At 41.2% G+C, this 17436-nt stretch carries 16 protein-coding genes; 10 read left to right on the top strand and 6 right to left on the bottom strand.

What is annotated here, in order from left to right:
• Window positions 1-59 precede the first annotated feature (59 nt).
• The 7 genes from tig to ACGHEH_RS03220 all read left to right on the top strand — a co-directional run bounded on the left by tig (window position 60) and on the right by ACGHEH_RS03220 (window position 9338).
• Window positions 60-1364, top strand: a complete 1305-nt coding sequence (gene tig / locus ACGHEH_RS03250) for a trigger factor (RefSeq protein ID WP_390441787.1) — start codon at window positions 60-62, stop codon at window positions 1362-1364.
• A gap of 142 nt (window positions 1365-1506) precedes the next feature.
• Window positions 1507-2124 carry an ATP-dependent Clp endopeptidase proteolytic subunit ClpP gene (gene clpP / locus ACGHEH_RS03245; RefSeq protein WP_058030725.1) on the top strand — a complete coding sequence of 206 codons (618 nt, stop codon included), beginning with the start codon at window positions 1507-1509 and terminating at the stop codon, window positions 2122-2124.
• Window positions 2125-2304: 180 nt separating this feature from the next.
• Window positions 2305-3588 carry an ATP-dependent protease ATP-binding subunit ClpX gene (clpX, locus tag ACGHEH_RS03240; RefSeq protein WP_349285628.1) on the top strand — a complete coding sequence of 428 codons (1284 nt, stop codon included), beginning with the start codon at window positions 2305-2307 and terminating at the stop codon, window positions 3586-3588.
• A gap of 119 nt (window positions 3589-3707) precedes the next feature.
• Window positions 3708-6077, top strand: coding sequence for an endopeptidase La (gene lon, locus ACGHEH_RS03235; RefSeq protein WP_390441784.1), 2370 nt, complete (start codon window positions 3708-3710; stop codon window positions 6075-6077).
• Between the two features lie 199 nt (window positions 6078-6276).
• Entirely contained in the window at window positions 6277-6549 is a 273-nt protein-coding gene (hupB, locus tag ACGHEH_RS03230; RefSeq protein ID WP_010371157.1) for a nucleoid-associated protein HU-beta, read from the top strand.
• Between the two features lie 159 nt (window positions 6550-6708).
• Entirely contained in the window at window positions 6709-8619 is a 1911-nt protein-coding gene (gene ppiD / locus ACGHEH_RS03225) for a peptidylprolyl isomerase (RefSeq protein ID WP_390441781.1), read from the top strand.
• A gap of 170 nt (window positions 8620-8789) precedes the next feature.
• Entirely contained in the window at window positions 8790-9338 is a 549-nt protein-coding gene (locus ACGHEH_RS03220) for a YkvA family protein (protein WP_349285631.1), read from the top strand.
• Window positions 9339-9380: 42 nt separating this feature from the next.
• Here ACGHEH_RS03220 and ACGHEH_RS03215 read toward each other — a convergent pair whose 3' ends face one another.
• From ACGHEH_RS03215 to pspF, 6 genes are read right to left on the bottom strand one after another with little or no spacing between them, the layout of a single operon-like run.
• Entirely contained in the window at window positions 9381-10142 is a 762-nt protein-coding gene (locus tag ACGHEH_RS03215) for an ATP-binding cassette domain-containing protein (protein WP_390441779.1), read from the bottom strand.
• Window positions 10127-11134, bottom strand: coding sequence for an oligopeptide/dipeptide ABC transporter ATP-binding protein (locus ACGHEH_RS03210; RefSeq protein ID WP_390441777.1), 1008 nt, complete (start codon window positions 11132-11134; stop codon window positions 10127-10129). Before ACGHEH_RS03210 ends, ACGHEH_RS03215 begins: the two co-directional genes overlap by 16 nt.
• The gene (locus ACGHEH_RS03205; RefSeq protein ID WP_130255298.1) at window positions 11134-12027 is read right to left on the bottom strand and encodes an ABC transporter permease subunit; all 894 of its coding nucleotides are present in this window, start codon (window positions 12025-12027) and stop codon (window positions 11134-11136) included. The genes ACGHEH_RS03210 and ACGHEH_RS03205 overlap by 1 nt, the downstream gene beginning before the upstream one ends.
• Window positions 12014-13045, bottom strand: a complete 1032-nt coding sequence (locus ACGHEH_RS03200) for an ABC transporter permease (protein ID WP_390441775.1) — start codon at window positions 13043-13045, stop codon at window positions 12014-12016. Before ACGHEH_RS03200 ends, ACGHEH_RS03205 begins: the two co-directional genes overlap by 14 nt.
• Window positions 13045-14652 carry an ABC transporter substrate-binding protein gene (locus tag ACGHEH_RS03195; RefSeq protein ID WP_390441773.1) on the bottom strand — a complete coding sequence of 536 codons (1608 nt, stop codon included), beginning with the start codon at window positions 14650-14652 and terminating at the stop codon, window positions 13045-13047. The genes ACGHEH_RS03200 and ACGHEH_RS03195 overlap by 1 nt, the downstream gene beginning before the upstream one ends.
• Window positions 14653-14655: 3 nt before the next feature.
• Entirely contained in the window at window positions 14656-15744 is a 1089-nt protein-coding gene (pspF, locus tag ACGHEH_RS03190; RefSeq protein ID WP_390441771.1) for a phage shock protein operon transcriptional activator, read from the bottom strand.
• Window positions 15745-15928: 184 nt separating this feature from the next.
• On the opposite strand from pspF, the gene pspA reads away from it, so the two are divergent.
• The 3 genes from pspA (at window position 15929) to pspC (ending at window position 17287) form a co-directional block, all read left to right on the top strand.
• On the top strand, window positions 15929-16591 hold the full coding sequence (gene pspA, locus ACGHEH_RS03185) for a phage shock protein PspA (RefSeq protein ID WP_349285637.1): 663 nt from the start codon (window positions 15929-15931) through the stop codon (window positions 16589-16591).
• 61 nt (window positions 16592-16652) lie between these two features.
• Window positions 16653-16886 (top strand): envelope stress response membrane protein PspB, encoded by a 234-nt coding sequence (gene pspB / locus ACGHEH_RS03180; protein ID WP_390441769.1) that lies wholly within the window; start codon window positions 16653-16655, stop codon window positions 16884-16886.
• On the top strand, window positions 16883-17287 hold the full coding sequence (gene pspC, locus ACGHEH_RS03175; RefSeq protein WP_390441767.1) for an envelope stress response membrane protein PspC: 405 nt from the start codon (window positions 16883-16885) through the stop codon (window positions 17285-17287). The genes pspB and pspC overlap by 4 nt, the downstream gene beginning before the upstream one ends.
• The last annotated feature ends 149 nt before the right edge of the window (window positions 17288-17436 follow it).

Below are 17436 nucleotides of genomic sequence, written 5' to 3'. Positions count from 1 at the left end.
AGTGCAACTTGTTTCTAAGGAAGGCGCATTGGCGCCAAAAATGAAGATTGAGGTAAATCATGCAAGTTTCTGTTGAGACGACTCAAGGCCTTGAGCGCCGTCTGACTATCACCGTTCCTGCAGAGAACGTTGAGACTGAAGTTAAAAAACGCTTACAACAACTGTCTAGAACTCAGCGTATCGATGGTTTCCGTCCAGGTAAGGTACCAGTAAAAGTAATCGCTAAGCGTTACGGTGCAGCTGTACGTCAAGAAGTTGCTGGCGATATCATGCAACGCAACTACATCGAAGCAATTGTTTCTGAAAAGCTAAACCCAGCTGGCGCACCTGCGTTCGCACCTAAGTCTTTAGAGGAAGGCAAAGAGCTAGTATTCGAAGCAACTTTTGAAGTTTACCCAGAAGTTGAATTAAAAGACCTTGAGAAAATCGCTGTTGAAAAGCCAGTTGTTGATGTAACTGACGAAGACCTAGCTAACATGCTAGAAACACTTCGTAAGCAACACGCTACTTGGACCGAAAGCGATGCAGCTGCTGGCGAAAACGATCGTGTAACTGTTGATTTCCTAGGTACTGTTGACGGTGAAGAGTTCGAAGGCGGTAAAGCTGAAGACTTCCCTCTAGAGCTAGGTCAAGGTCGCATGATCCCAGGTTTCGAAGACGGTATTGTTGGTAAAAAAGCAGGCGAAGAAGTTGTTGCTGATGTGACTTTCCCTGAAGAATACCACGCTGAAAACCTAAAAGGTAAGCCAGCTCAATTCACTATCACTGTGAAGAAAGTAGAAGTTCAAGAACTTCCTGAGCTAAACGACGAATTCGCAACTAAGTTTGGTGTTGCTGAAGGTGGCGTTGACGCACTTAAAGAAGAAGTTAAAAAGAACATGTCTCGTGAGCTAACTCAAGCAGTTAAAGCGAACGTAAAAGACCAAGCTATCAAAGGTCTTTTAGAGACTAACGAAGTTGAAGTGCCTAAGTCACTTATCGACCAAGAAATCGATGCGCTTCGTCAACAAGCGGCACAACGTTTTGGCGGCAACGCACAAAGCATGCCTGAGCTACCAGCTGAGCTTTTCCACGAGCAAGCAGTAACTCGCGTTAAGACTGGTCTACTTCTTGGTGAAGTGATTAAGTCAAACGACATCAAAGTTGATGACGCTAAAGTTGAAGAGCTAATTGCATCAGTTGCATCTGCTTATGAAGATCCAAGTGAAGTAGTTGCATACTACAAATCAAACGATCAAATGATGCAGCAAATGCGTAACGTAGCTATGGAAGAACAAGCTGTTGAAGCTATTCTTGCAAAAGCTGCAGTGACTGACGTTGAAAAAGCATTCGACGACATCATGAATCCACAGCAAGGTGCTTAATAAGTCATTGACTTAAAGCTTTGCTAACGATTTAATGGCTCGTGATACTCTTTTTGAGGATCCGAGCCATTTTACTTTCTGTAGGTAAAATATCCGCAAAACGCAGCGCCAGATTTTGGCGGCTCCTAAGGAATGAATAACAATGAATGATGGTATGTTTGATCCACTTAATGCATTAGTCCCTATGGTTGTTGAGCAAACAGCTAAAGGTGAACGCTCTTTTGACATTTATTCACGTCTTTTAAAAGAACGTATTATTTTCTTAACTGGACAAGTTGAAGACCACATGGCAAACCTTATTGTGGCGCAACTATTATTCTTAGAATCTGAAAGTCCTGATAAAGATATTTATTTATACATCAACTCGCCTGGCGGTTCGGTAACGGCGGGTATGTCAATTTATGACACTATGAACTTCATCAAACCTGATGTAAGTACGGTATGTGTTGGCCAAGCAGCGAGCATGGGCGCATTCTTATTGTCAGGTGGTGCAAAAGGTAAACGTTACTGCTTACCGAACTCTCGCGTGATGATCCACCAACCATTAGGTGGCTTCCAAGGTCAGGCGTCTGATTTTGAAATTCATGCAAAAGAGATTTTATCTATCAAAGAAAAACTAAATCGTTTAATGGCTGATCACACAGGTCAAGAATACGAAAAAGTAGCACACGACACAGACCGTGATAACTTTATGACTGCAGAGCAGGCATTAGAGTATGGTTTAATCGATGCAGTTCACACTCGCAGAGATTTAAAATAAGTTATAGTACCAATCATCAATATTTCTCAAAATTGATCATTTATTTAAGATTATTGGTATAAATCAGGGCAAAGTTAATTTGCCCTATGTTAACTATGCTAATTTTTAGATTCTTTGATATAGTTAACAACATGATTATTGTTATCTAGAGCAGATAACGCAAAACGATGAGGTAGCTGAATGTCAGATACACCAACAGACGGCGACAAAAATACAAAGCTTTTATATTGCTCATTTTGTGGCAAAAGCCAACATGAAGTGAGAAAGCTGATTGCTGGACCTTCTGTTTATATTTGTGACGAATGCGTCGATCTGTGCAACGACATTATTAGGGAAGAAATCAAAGATATTGCACCAAAGCATGATTCTGGTGATAAACTACCTGTTCCTAAAGAGATCCGTAATCACTTAGACGACTATGTTATTGGTCAAGAGCACGCTAAGAAAGTTTTAGCCGTTGCTGTATATAACCATTACAAGCGTTTAAAGAATCAATCTGTAAAGTCTGAAGTTGAACTAGGTAAGAGTAACATTCTACTTATCGGTCCAACGGGTAGTGGTAAAACGCTACTAGCAGAAACGCTGGCGAGATTACTTGATGTACCATTTACTATGGCTGATGCAACAACATTAACTGAAGCGGGTTATGTTGGTGAAGACGTTGAAAACATCATTCAAAAGCTGCTACAGAAATGTGATTACGATGTAGAAAAAGCACAGCGTGGTATTGTTTATATTGACGAAATTGACAAAATTTCTCGTAAGTCAGACAACCCATCAATTACGCGTGATGTATCAGGTGAAGGCGTTCAGCAAGCTTTACTTAAGCTGATTGAAGGTACCGTTGCGTCAGTGCCACCACAAGGCGGCCGTAAGCACCCTCAACAAGAGTTCTTGCAGGTAGACACTTCTAAAATCTTGTTCATCTGTGGTGGTGCATTTGCTGGGCTTGATAAAGTCATTGAACAGCGCAGTCATAAAAACACAGGTATTGGTTTTGGTGCAGACGTTAAAGCGTCAGATTCAGAGCGTTCTTTAAGTGAAACATTTAAAGATGTTGAGCCTGAAGATTTAGTGAAGTACGGTTTAATCCCTGAATTTATCGGTCGTCTTCCAGTTGTAGCGACGCTGACAGAGCTTGATGAAGCAGCTCTTATTCAAATTTTAAGTGAGCCTAAAAACGCGCTGACTAAACAATTTGGTGCACTTTTCAAAATGGAGGGTGTTGAATTAGAGTTTAGAGAAGACGCCCTTAAAGCGATTGCACACAAAGCGATGGAACGTAAAACGGGGGCCCGTGGTCTTCGTTCTATCGTTGAAGGTGTATTGCTAGATACCATGTATGATTTACCTTCAATAGAAGATGTCAGTAAAGTCGTTATTGATGAGACTGTGATTAAAGGTGAATCAGATCCAATTCTTCTTTATGAAAACGGCAACCAAGACAAAGCTGTTTCAGAATAATTAAGATTCGGTATAAAAAAGGAGCCAATGGCTCCTTTTTTTATCAATCGGTTGAACTTTATGGGTTTAATCCCCATATTGCCATTATTAACGAATAACCAAAATGCGAAGAGAAAATAATGACACTTGAGAGAACTGATCGAGTCGAAATTCCTGTGTTGGCCCTACGCGACGTTGTTGTGTATCCGCATATGGTGATCCCGCTATTTGTTGGTCGTGAGAAATCGATCAGATGTCTTGAAGCGGCGATGGAAAAAGACAAGCAAATTTTTCTAGCCGCGCAGATGGATGCTGCGGTTGATGATCCTTCAACAGATGAAATTTATACAACAGGTACAATCGCGACTGTATTACAGTTATTAAAATTACCTGATGGCACAGTTAAGGTGCTAGTAGAAGGTACTCAAAGAGCGCGTATTGAATCATTTATCGAAACTGACGAATACTTTTCTGCGACTGCACAGTTTGTTGCTTCACAAGATATTGATGAGCAAGAACAAGATATTTTCGTGCGTAGTGCAATTAGCCAATTTGAAGGCTATGTAAAGCTTAATAAGAAGATCCCACCAGAAGTTTTATCCTCTGTGTCTGGCATCGATGAAGCAGCACGACTAGCCGATACTATGGCTGCACATATGCCTATCAAGGTACCAGAAAAGCAGAAAGTTTTAGAGCTTGAAAGCGTAACAGAGCGTTTAGAGTACTTAATGGCGCTTATGGAAGGTGAAATTGACCTACTACAAGTAGAGAAAAAAATCCGCTCTCGCGTTAAAAAGCAGATGGAAAAATCTCAGCGTGAGTACTATCTGAACGAACAAATGAAAGCGATTCAAAAAGAGTTAGGTGAGCTGGATGATGTACCTGACGAATTTGAAGCGTTGAAAAAGCGCATCAGCGAAGCGCAAATGCCAAAGGAGGCTGAAGAAAAAGCCACAGCTGAACTGAACAAGTTAAAAATGATGTCGCCAATGTCTGCAGAAGCTACAGTCGTGCGTTCGTACATTGATACCATGATCAATGTACCTTGGAAGAAACGTTCTAAGGTGAAAAAAGATTTAGCTGGCGCTGAAAAAATCTTAAATGCTGATCACTACGGCCTAGAGAAAGTAAAAGAACGCATTATTGAATACCTAGCAGTTCAACAGCGTACCAACAAACTAAAAGGCCCAATCCTGTGTTTAGTGGGTCCTCCAGGCGTTGGTAAAACCAGTTTAGGTCAATCAATCGCACGTTCAACAGGTCGTAAGTATGTGCGTATGGCACTGGGTGGCGTTCGTGATGAAGCTGAAATCCGCGGTCACCGTAGAACTTACATCGGTTCAATGCCAGGCAAACTCATTCAAAGTATGAGTAAAGTAGGGGTGAAGAACCCATTATTCTTGCTTGATGAAATCGATAAGATGTCATCGGACATGCGTGGTGACCCAGCTTCTGCATTATTAGAAGTATTAGATCCAGAGCAAAATAGCACCTTTGCCGATCACTACTTAGAAGTTGATTACGACTTATCAGATGTAATGTTCGTTGCGACGTCTAACAGCTTCAATATTCCTGGTCCTTTACTTGATCGTATGGAAGTGATCCGTCTATCTGGTTATACCGAAGATGAAAAGCTGAATATTTCTAAGCAGCACCTAATTCCAAAGCAGATCAAGCGTAATGGTTTGAAAGCTGGTGAGGTTGATATTGAAGATAGTGCTATCATTGGCATTATTCGCTACTACACGCGTGAAGCGGGTGTTCGTAGCCTAGAGCGTGAAATCTCAAAGCTTTGCCGTAAAGCGGTTAAAGACATCTTACTTAATAAAGATAATAAGCAAATAGTTATCAATGGTGACAACTTAGAGTCATACTTAGGTGTACACCGTCACGACTTTGGTAAAGCAGAAGACGGCGACAGAATAGGTCAAGTTACTGGCTTGGCATGGACAGAAGTCGGTGGTGATCTACTGACTATCGAATGTGCGTCAATGCCAGGTAAAGGTAAGTTGTCATTTACAGGCTCTTTGGGTGATGTCATGCAGGAGTCGATTCAGGCAGCTATGACGGTTGTACGTAGTCGCACTGATAAACTTCGTATTAATGAAGACTTCTATGAAAAGCGTGATATTCACGTACACGTTCCAGAAGGCGCGACGCCAAAAGATGGTCCAAGTGCTGGTATTGCGATGGTGACTGCTTTAGTTTCAAGTTTAACGGGCAATCCTGTACGTTCTGATGTAGCTATGACTGGTGAGATTACTTTACGTGGTGAAGTACTGCCTATCGGTGGTTTAAAAGAAAAGCTACTGGCAGCGCATCGTGGCGGTATTAAAACCGTTGTTATTCCAAAAGTGAATGAAAGAGACTTGAAAGAGATTCCTCAGAATGTACTTGAAGGCCTAGAAATTCACCCAGTTTCTTGGATTGACGAGGTGTTATCACTGGCTTTAGCTGAACCAATCGAGTCATTTTCTGTTGAAACTCAGAAAAAAGTCGAAAATAGCTAAAAAAGTGCTGTAAAGGGCTTTTCAAATCACATTGGTGTGATAAGTTAAGCTCTGATTCAAGCCTAGGCCTTATCTGGCTTAGGCTTACAAAGATTTTAAGAATTAGAAAGTAGTTCACTTTCTAGTAGTAATAACAAAAAGTGGTAGTTATCAAAAAACGCTCTCGCTTTTGATAATAACAATGTAAGAGGATGATATTGTGAATAAATCTCAATTAATCGATCAAATCGCAGCTGATGCTGACATCTCTAAAGCAGCGGCAGGTCGTGCGCTAGATTCATTCATCGAGTCAGTTACTGGTGCGTTAAAAGATGGCGATTCTGTAGCATTAGTTGGTTTCGGTACTTTTTCTGTACGTGAGCGTGCTGCACGTTCAGGCCGCAACCCACAGACTGGTGAAACTATCCAAATCGCAGCTGCGAACATTCCTTCTTTCAAAGCGGGTAAAGCACTGAAAGACGCAGTAAACTAATTAAATTAGTGACGAGGCTTTACACTGATTCACGTTTATAACGCTAAGTCAGTCTCGTGTAGCTTCAAGTAAAAAAGCGTATCTGTTAAGATACGCTTTTTTTACAATAGCTAAAAATCAAAGCGCGTGCGTGCTTTGGCTTAGATAAGAGAAACAACAATGCTAGAAAAGATCAGAGAAGGCTCACAGGGCCTTGCAGCCAAAATTATCCTTGGCTTAGTTATCCTGTCTTTTGCGTTAGCAGGGATAGGTGGTTACCTAGGTCAAACCACAGAGCAACCTGTCGCAGAAGTTAATGGAGTTCAAATTAGTCAAACTGAGTTCTCACGTGCTTTTGAAAATGAGCGTGCACGTCTTGAACAACAGTTTGGTGAATACTTTGCGCAAATCGCAGCTGACCCAAACTACATGGCACAGATCCGCAATGGCGTGATTGACCGTTTGGTACAACAAGAATTACAAAACCAACTTGCGCTTCAGTTAGGTCTTCGAGTTAGTGACGAGCAAGTGAAGCAGGCGATTGTTGAGATGCCTTATTTCCAAGTCGCAGGTCAGTTTAGCAATGACGCTTACCTACGTGCGATCCGTCAGATGAACTTCCAACCAGACACATTCAGAGAGTTTCTACGTGAAGAAATGACACGTACACAACTGGTTTCTGCTGTTGCTGGTTCTGATTTTGTGTTGCCAAGCGAATTACAGCAAACAGCAGCACTGCAACAACAAACACGAAACATCGATTATGTGGTTCTGACAAAAGAGAAAATGAAGTCTCAAGTGTCGGTATCTGATGAAGAAGTGAATGATTATTATCAGCTGAATCAGCAACAATTTATGGCGCCAGAGCAAGTTGCTGTTCAGTATCTAGAATTAAAAGCTGATGATATTACTTTAGATACGCCAGTGACTGATGAAGATGTACGCGCTTACTATGAAGAAAGTAAGTCACAGTATTTAGAAGAAGAGAAGCGTCGTGTTGCGCACATTCTTATCGATAACAGCGAAGATGATGCTGCAGCAGAAGAAAAAGCTAACGCTATCTTAGCTGAATTAAAAGCGGGCGCAGACTTTGCGACCTTAGCTGAAGAAAAATCTGATGACATCGTCAGTGCTGAACTTGGCGGTGACCTTGATTGGATTGAACGTGATGTGATGGAACCTGCGTTTGAAGATGCAGCATTTGCACTGGCAAATATCGGTGACTTTACTGACGTTGTTGCAACTGAGTTTGGTTATCACATTATTAAATTGACAGATTTACAAGCGCAAGTTGAGAAGCCATTTGAAGAAGTTGCCGCTGAACTTAGAGCTGAACTTGAAAAGAATGCGAAGCTAGATGTGTTCTATCAAAAGCAAACTGAAGTAGCTGAGCTTGCGTTCGAAGTTGCTGATACCTTAGAAGATGCATCACTTGCTGCAGGTGTTGAGTTGAAAACAACTGAACTAGTTAGTCGTATGATGTTACCTGCACCTTTAAATTCACCAGCTGTTTCAACGACTATCTTTACACCAGAGTTACTTGAAGACAAAGTGAACTCTGAAGTGTTAGAAGTGGCACCTGAGCATTTTGTTGTTGTTCGTGTAACAGAGCACGTTGCTGCTGCAACTAAGCCGCTTGAAGCAGTTAAAGAGCAAATAGTATCGACTTTAACAAACGAAAAAGCCTCATCGTTACTTGCTGAATATTCAGAAAACTTATTTACTGAGTTTAAAGCAGGTAAAGCGCTACAAGAGATTGCGTCAGCTGAAGCGACTGAGGTTAGCACTGAGGCAGCTCTGCAACGTCAATCTTATTCTGTTGCGCCTGCGATTGTGAAAGAGGTATTTGCTTTACCTCACCCTTCAGAAGGCGGCAAAATTGAGAGTTTAGTCACGTTAAATAACGGTGATGTAGCACTTGTTCAATTGAACTCTGTAACAACCCCTGAAATTACGGCTGAACTAGATGCGCAGCAAAAGCAGGGCATTACCATGTCGGCGATAAATAAAAACTACTTAGCGTTTGTTTCTGCTCTTGAATCAAAGGCTGAGGTAGTTCGTCCAGCAGTTCAAGTTACTGAAGAAAATTAAGTAAATATCTTATGAACATAAAAGCGCCTTGATGGCGCTTTTTTTATTTTAATTTACAAAACAATAGCAAGTTTGCTGGGTTTTTGTACGCTCTATTATTGACATAAATCACCATTGCTCTATGGTTAGAGTAATATCTACAAACAATAAAAACTCAGGGAGCTGGGAACATGGCAATCGAAATCAACTTTGAACTATCAGACGCAGATTTAGCGCATTTTAAGAGCATGATGGACAAAGTTATCAGTAAAACTTCACACTACTCAGAAAGTGAAATCTTAACCAAAGCGCAACAACTAGTTGATGAGATGGAAAAGAGTGAACTGCCAGAATTTGTTCGCACAAGAATGGCGTCTTTGGCGACGTTAATTGATGCAGTTCAAGATACAGAGTGGCAGATCCCAGAAGAAGAAAGAAAAGAAATTATTGCTTCGTTAGCATACTTCAGCGAGCCTGAAGACGTAGTACCTGATCATATTCCTGGCCTTGGTTATATCGACGATGCGATTATGATTGAACTTGTTTTACAAGATATGTCTTTAGATCTTAAAGCTTACTCAGAATTCTGTAGTTTCAGAGCCACTGAGGAGTCTCGCCGAGGTGAAGACGCAAAAGTTGACCGTGAAAGCTGGTTAGCAGGCACGCGTGCTCAGATCCGTTCTAACATGCGCCGACAACGTCAAGGCCGTAAATCTCGCCTATTTTCTCGTATTATGTAATTCTGCTTATTTAATAACAGATATAAATTTTGAAAAGGCTGCTTACACGTTAAGCAGCCTTTTCATTACCTTAGATTTGGGTTGAGCAAATACTTGAGCGGTTTTTCCGTATTCAACCACCTTGCCTTTGTTAAGTACCAACAAGCTATCACTCATGTGTTTGACTAAGCTTAAATGATGTGTGATCAAAACATAGCTCAAGCCAGTTTCTTTCTGTAATGCTAACAAGAGATTGACTGTTTGTGCCCTAACAGATGGATCAAGCGACGATAAGGCTTCATCGAGTACCAAAACCTTAGGATCTAAAATAAGTGCTCTAGCGAGCGCAACACGCTGCAATTGCCCCCCACTAAACATATGCGGATAGTAGTGGTAGTGTTCTTCAAGCAAACCAACTCGAATTAAAACATTGGCGATTTTTTTATCTCGTTGTTTGTGAGTTAATTCTGTGTTGTAACTTAAGCAGTCATCGAGTATTTCACCTATTGTAAGACCTGGGTTGAGAGAGCGAGTAGGATCTTGGAAAATCATACGAATATGACGACAATGATCTTGCCTAACACCATCGTCTTCTATGGTTGTTCCATCTAGCAAAATTTGCCCTGTTTCGGCTTGCTCTGCACCGGCTAATAGTTTTGCCAAAGTGCTTTTACCTGCGCCAGTTTCACCTATAACGGCGATGGTTTCACCTTTGCCTAAGCAAAAAGATATATCGGTCAATACCGGTACATTTTTTCTTTTTAATAAACCGACTCTAACGCGATAGGTTTTGTGCAGAGACTGAACTTTTAAGATGGGTTGCATTTCTTATCTTCCTTTAACAAAGGGAAGTGGCAAGCAAAAGTATGACCATGAGATTTTTTTTGCTTAGGAGTAACCACACACTGCTTTTGAGCTTGTGGACACCTTGGCCCTAAGCGGCAGCCTATAGGTAAGTGCTGTAATGGTGGAATAGTGCCTTTAAGTGCATAAAAACTCTCTTTATGGGCAAGACCTTGTGCGTAATCTGGCAAACTTTTTACTAAGGCTTGTGTGTATGGGTGCAGCGGGGCATTAAACACTTTCTCTGTGGGCCCTGCCTCTACCATCTGACCACAGTACAATACATGCATAGCGTGTGACCAAGAGGTGATTTCTTCGAGTTCATGAGAAATCATCAATACAGACATATTTTTGAGCTGATTGAGGCTTTTTAATAGTCTAAAAACCTGTGCTCTTGTCGTGCTTTCAAGTGCCGTAGTCGGTTCATCGGCAATTAACAACTTTGGGTTTCGAGCAATTGCCATAGCTATCATGACTTTTTGGCAGATCCCTTCTGAAAGCTCATGAGGGTAGCTATCAGCAACACGCTTATCGTCTTTGATCCCCACTTTATGAAGTAGCGCTTTGACGCGTTTTTTTCTTAGTTGTCTGCGCACTAAAAAGTTACCACTTAATGACTCATCAGGGATTGATTCTGAGACTTGCTCAAACACTTTTGCAGTAGGATCAAGGCTTCTACTCGGCTCTTGATAGATCATCGCAATATCTTGGCTGACTAGTTTTCGACGTTTTTCGGGCGGCAAGCGCATTAAGTCGACCCCTTGCCAATGCATCCTATCGGCTGTGACACGCCAGCGTTTATTTAAAACGCCAACAATGGCTTTTGCGATTAAGCTTTTACCTGAGCCTGACTCGCCAACCAGTGCATGTACTTCGCCTTCTTTAAGACTCAAATTCACTTTATCAACCGCGCGAATAACGCCATTTTCGGTAGGTAGCTCTATGGTTAAGTTTTTGATGTCGAGTAAATGCATCAGTCAGCCTTACGATCTTTCAATACTTGTCTCAAACCATCACCTACAAGGTTCGTCGATAAAACAGCGATAAATAACAGCACACCAGGCAAACCAACAGTCCATGGGGCCAAATAGATTAAGCCGAGGTTTTCAGCCAAAATAGCACCCCATTCAGTTGTCGGTGGCTGAGCTCCTAGTTTCAGGAACCCCAGTGCTGCAATGTCCAAGATAGCCGTTGAAAGTGCCATAGTGAAAATAACCACAATATGCTCGTAAATATTTGGAAATACGCCTCGAACGAGTATCTTCCACTTGCTGGCACCATCTAAGCGAAAGGCACTGATGTAATCTTTACTAAGCTCTTCTACCACTAAATTTCGGATTGAATGCACGTATTGAGGAAGTAAGGCCAAAATAATCGCCCAAACGGTATTGAGTAAGCCAGGCCCTAAGATAGCGATGATGATGATAGCTAATAACAACGAGGGAATAGACAAGGTGATGTCTAGTAAATGATTAAAAAAGCTTGAGCGAATACCTTTACTCATACCTGCTAGCGAGCCAATAATGACACCTAAAGCGGTGGTAATTAAAGCTGCAATGATAGATAAACCAAAGGTGAACGTTGCCCCGTTCATCAGTCTCGACAGAATATCTCGGCCAAGGTCGTCGGTGCCGAGTATAAACCTTACATCACCAGCATCATGCCATGAAGGCGGGAGTAAGAGTGCATCAGCATGTTGCTGATTTATGCTGTAAGGTGAAATAAGTGGCGCGAACAGCGCTAATAAAGTAAGTGCAATAAAAATCCACAAGCCAACAAGCGCAGGGTGGTTAGCCTTGAACTTCTTCCATAAGCGAGAAAGGGGCGAACGGTTTGACTCTTCACTAAATAATTTAAATTTTGCCATGCGCTTGATTCCGAGAAATAGGGTTTAACACGGTATGGCTAAATTCAGCAAACATATTAGCGAAAATAACAAACACAGACACAGCTAATAAACCACCTTGGATCGCTGGGTAATCTCGTTGATATATACTTTCAATCAACCAGCGGCCAACACCTGGCCAAGAGAATATCACCTCGGTGATCATGGCAAGTGTTAACAAAGTACTAAACTGTAGACCGATTTGCTTAATCACAGGCAAAAGTGCATTTCTAAGCGCATGATGCAAAATCAACTGACGACGGTTTAAGCCTTTAGCGCGAGCAGTTTTAATATAGTTTTGTTCAAGTACATTGAGCATTGAGTCGCGAGTAAATCGAATTAACACTGTTGTCGGATACATAGCGAGTACAATGGTTGGTAATGCCAAATGCTTTAATGCATCAATGAATGCAAAGCCACCGTATGGAAAGCCCTGCGCGATAATATCGATCAAAATAAAGTGGCTATAAGGCTCAATTTCATAAAGTAGGCCAATTCTTCCAGACATGGGGAATAAACCTAACCCCAAGCAAAACACCATAATAAGCAATAAAGCTAACCAGAATATGGGAATAGAAAAGCCCATTAAGGTGAGTGAGTTAATGACTTTATCAGGCCATCGTTTGTGAAAAACTGCGGCAATGACACCTGCTGGAATACCGAACACAATAGCAACAACGAGTGCATAAACACATAGTTCAATCGTTGCAGGAAAGAGCAACAAAATATGTTCAAAAACGGGCTGACCAGATGATAGAGAGTAGCCCCAGTCGCCCTCAACGATACGGCCAAGAAACGCACTATACTGCACAATGATGTTCTCTTCTAACTGGTACTTATCGGCCAATGCTTGTGACTGCGCATAACTATTATTTACTTGGCCACTGAGATTTGTAAGCACATCACCCGGAAACAAATAGTTCAAAGAAAAAGTAAATGCAGTCAGAGTAAGCAGCATGAACAGTAAAAGGCTTAGTCGTCTGAATAAATACTCGCGCATTACTGTTTCCTTGCATTAGCTAAAGAGATCCCACCAAATGGTTTCAGGTCGATCCCTTCAACCTCTTTACTAGATGCTTGAAAGCGCATGCCGTGCGCAATTGGCACAAGCGGGAGCTGGTCAATGATCATGGCTTGAGCTTGGGCATAAAACGCTTTTCTTTCTTCGATATCTGTTGTGTCGAGCGCTTTAGTTAGCAGTAAGTCAAATTCTGGATTGCACCAATTCGCCGGGTTTTTATCACTGAAAGTTGCTGTACAACTCAATAGTGGACTAAAGAAGTTATCGGGATCTGGTGTATCAGCAACCCAGCCAAGCAATACACTATCATGCTCATGTTTACCAATACGTTCAATAAATGTATTCCACTCGTACTCAACTATTTTCGCTATCACGCCAATTTGTTTTAAATCGCTCTGAATAAGCTCTGCCATTTTACGGGCATTGGGATTATAAATTCTCGATACAGGCATTGCCCAAATTGTCATTTCAAAGCCTTCTTCGTAGCCAGCCATATCCAGATATTTTCTTGCTAAGGTTGGGTTATAGGTCGGCATATTGTTTTGTTCAGCAAACGCCCAAGAAGCCGGTGGTAAATAAGATTTTGCAATTTGACCATTGCCATAAAAAACAGCTTGTAGAATTTTATTGAAATCAACAGAGTGGGCGAGTGCCTTACGGACAAGAGAATTATCAAAAGGCTCTTTTTCGGTATTAAATGCCCAGTAACCAATATTTAGGTTTTCAGCTTTATCTACGGTTATATCAGGACGTTTGCTTAACACCGCCAATTGTGAAGCACTTGGGTGCGCGGTGACATCACATTCTTTCGTCAACATCTTGGCAATGCGGCTGGTGTTATTGGTTGTGATATCGAACACCAATTGCGACATAGCAACTGGGTGTTTCCAATAGGTTTCATTCTTATGGTAACGGACCAAATTATCTCGAAGGTATTGCTTATATTTATAAGGACCTGTGCCTATCGGTTTATTATCAAACTGAGATTTATTTTCAGCGGCCGCAAGAATGTCTGCGTATTCCCTAGAGGTAATCACGGCAAAGTCAGTTGCTAAGTTTGATAAAAAGCTGCTTTCAGCATTAAACAGTTTAAATTGCACAGTGTAATCATCGACTTTGATAATCTCTTGTATCAGCTGATCTAAACCGACACTTTGAAAATAAGGGTAAGTCGCATCGCCAACAAAGTGATAGGGGTTATACACATTGAATAAGCGGTCAAAAGAAAACACTACGTCATCTGCTGTCATTTCTCGGCTAGGCGTAAAGTAATCCGTGCGATGAAATTGCACGCCTTTTCGTAAATAAAAGGTGATGGTTGTGCCATCGTCTGACACCCCCCAAGATTCAGCAAGCTCAGGTTTAAATTCTGCAGTATCTGGATCAATGCTGATTAAGCGGTCATACAGCTGGTTTGCAATGAGATCTATGGTTGACCCGGTCGTTGTGACTTGTGGGTTAAATGTCATAGGGTTGGCTTCAGCACAATAAACTAACCCTTGGTTTTTTTCATTTAACTTCACATTAGGCTTATCTATGCAGCCCATTAGCAAAGTACACAGCGTGCACAGCAGCAGTATTCGCACGATTTAAGCCTCTTGTTTCTGATCTAACAGATTGTATTTTTTCAGATAACCTCTCAATTGATGATACGTTAAACTGAGCATTTGTGCAGTCTTCTTTTGGTTAAATTGACTATGTTCTAACGCTTTTTTGAGTAGTTCAATTTCATAGTCGTTTGATAGAGTTTTCAAATCGCATGGGAATGAAAAATTATTCTCAGCTTGTTTAGTTTGCTCAATAACTGTATCAGTTGAGGCTTCAGCCGCTGCTGGGGTTATTACTTCTGGGGCGCGTTCAATATTTGTAGGTGCTTTAATACGCTGAGCAGGACGATATGGGCTTTCAAATGGGTCGAATATAATTTCATGAACAGGCAGTTGCTCGCTACCATGTCGGTATAAGCTTCTTTCAACCACATTTTTTAATTCACGAATATTACCTGGCCAATCGTAATCTAATAGCTTGTCCATGGCTTTTTTTGTAAAGCCACTGAACAGTGCCCAATCAAGATCTCGGGCCATGTTTATGGCAAATTGCTCAGCCAGTAAGACGATGTCCTCCCTTCTTGCACGAAGAGGTGGCAGCGTGATGACATCAAATGCGAGGCGGTCGAGTAAATCGTGACGAAATTCACCATTATCAGCTAAAGTGGGTAAATCTTCATTAGTTGCACACACTAATCGTGTATCTACTTTTACAGTACTTTTACCACCGACACGTTCAAACTCACCATATTCAATAACACGCAGAAGCTTTTCTTGTACCATGGCAGAGGTGTTTGCTAGCTCATCCAAAAATAATGTCCCGCTATTTGCACGTTCGAATCGGCCTTCATGGCGTTTACTTGCGCCAGTAAAGGCACCGCTTTCATGACCAAATAATTCACTTTCAAGTAAATTCTCATTAAGGGCCGCACAGTTTAACTTAACGTAGTTCTGATCCCAACGTTCAGATAGATAATGAAGGCGGGCTGCAATAAGTTCTTTACCTGTCCCCCGTTCACCGATGATTAATACGGGTTTGTCTAGTGGAGCAAGTTGTGAAACCTTGTCTAGCACAGCTAAAAAGCTGTCTGATTGGCCAAGTAAATTATCCTGTTGGCGAAACTGACTCATATTGCCTAACTCTTAGTTATTTTTGCTAACTATTAGTGTATTTTAAAAAAAGGTTGAAAAAAAGCAGTTTTTGAAATTTAATAAGGTACTGATTTTTATTGTTTTTATTTGCTGTGAAAGTTGGCAAGCAATTTGATACTACTTACTCAGTTAAATTAATTGAGTAACCGAAGAGGTAAAGATTATGGGAATTTTCTCACGTTTTGCAGACATTGTTAATTCAAATATCAATGCCATCCTTGATAAAGCAGAAGATCCAGAAAAAATGGTTCGCCTCATCATTCAAGAAATGGAAGACACATTAGTAGAGGTTCGCTCTACTTCAGCTAAAACACTGGCTGAGAAGAAAGAATTAGCACGTCGTGTTGAGCAACTGAATCAAGAAGCGCAACAATGGCAAGAGAAAGCTGAGCTGGCACTGGTTAAAGATCGTGAAGACCTAGCTCGTGCAGCACTACTTGAAAGACAAAAATCATCAGATGCGGCAGCAAGTGTTGAAAAAGAACTTGAGCATGTAGAGTCTCATATTGAGAAATTACAGCAAGAAGTTGCAACACTTCAAGATAAGTTAGCTGATGCTAAAGCGAGACAAAAAGCCATTGTGTTGCGTCAGCGTTCAGCTGAGTCTCGTTTAGAAGTGAAAAAGGCATTAGACAGCTCAAAAGTCGAAGATGCACTTAATCGTTTCGAGCGCTACGAAAGCAAGATCGATGGACTAGAATCACAAGTAGAGGCTTATGATTTAGGTAAAAAGTCACTATCGGATGAAATTGCTGATTTACAAAAAAATGAGCAAGTTGATGACGAACTAGCGGCTTTAAAGAAAAAGCTAGCAAACAAAGAATAATAGGTACTAAGTGCCTGCTAAGGCGGGCACTGACACAACAGGTTGAGTTATAGGAGTATTGATGATGGATTTAGAGATTCTAGTTGCCCCAATTATGATTTTTATGGTGATTGTTGCCCCACTTTGGCTGATTCTTCACTATCGCAGTAAGAAACAAGTTAGCCAAGGACTGAGTGAGCACGAACACCGCCAATTGATAGAATTGGCTAATAAAGCTGAAAAAATGGCTGAACGCGTTGAGACTCTTGAAGCATTGTTAGATCAGGAGTCACCACAGTGGAGACGTAAGATATGAATAAATTGAAAAGAGAGTTATATCGCGACCCCAAACGTGGAAAAATAGCAGGCGTATGTGCAGGTTTAAGTGATTACTTCAACATGGAATTGTGGCTGGTTCGCATCCTGTTTATCACAGCTGTATTGTTATCTGGGGGGCCTTTATTCGTTGTCGTGTATATAGCCTGTTGGTTTATTCTCGATAAAAAAGAGCCGAGCATGTCTCAAAATACGGGCAAATTTGATGAGATTGATCCAATTTCAGTGAAATTTAAAGTATGGCAAAAAGGTGAGCCACCTCGTCAGGCGTTATTCGACTTAAAAGATCGCTTAACCCGTTTAGACGGTCGTATTCAAAATATGGAAACTTATGTGACATCAAGTGAGTTTACTGTGTCACGTGAAATCAATAAGCTGTAATACCAATTGCATTGAAGCTTTGTTCGCTCATAGCAGCAGATAAAAAGTTAAGGAACTATCTAGTTCGTTAGAATGGACATTTAATCAATAAAGTTGGTATATCCATCATCTTCAAGCGAGTGCGGCTAAATTTTAGTGTAGGCCGCACG

It is taken from the genome of Pseudoalteromonas sp. MTN2-4 (assembly GCF_042848605.1).
Taxonomy (GTDB): domain Bacteria; phylum Pseudomonadota; class Gammaproteobacteria; order Enterobacterales; family Alteromonadaceae; genus Pseudoalteromonas.
Note: the sequence above shows the minus strand (reverse complement) of the source record. Positions and strands in the feature narration are given on the sequence as shown.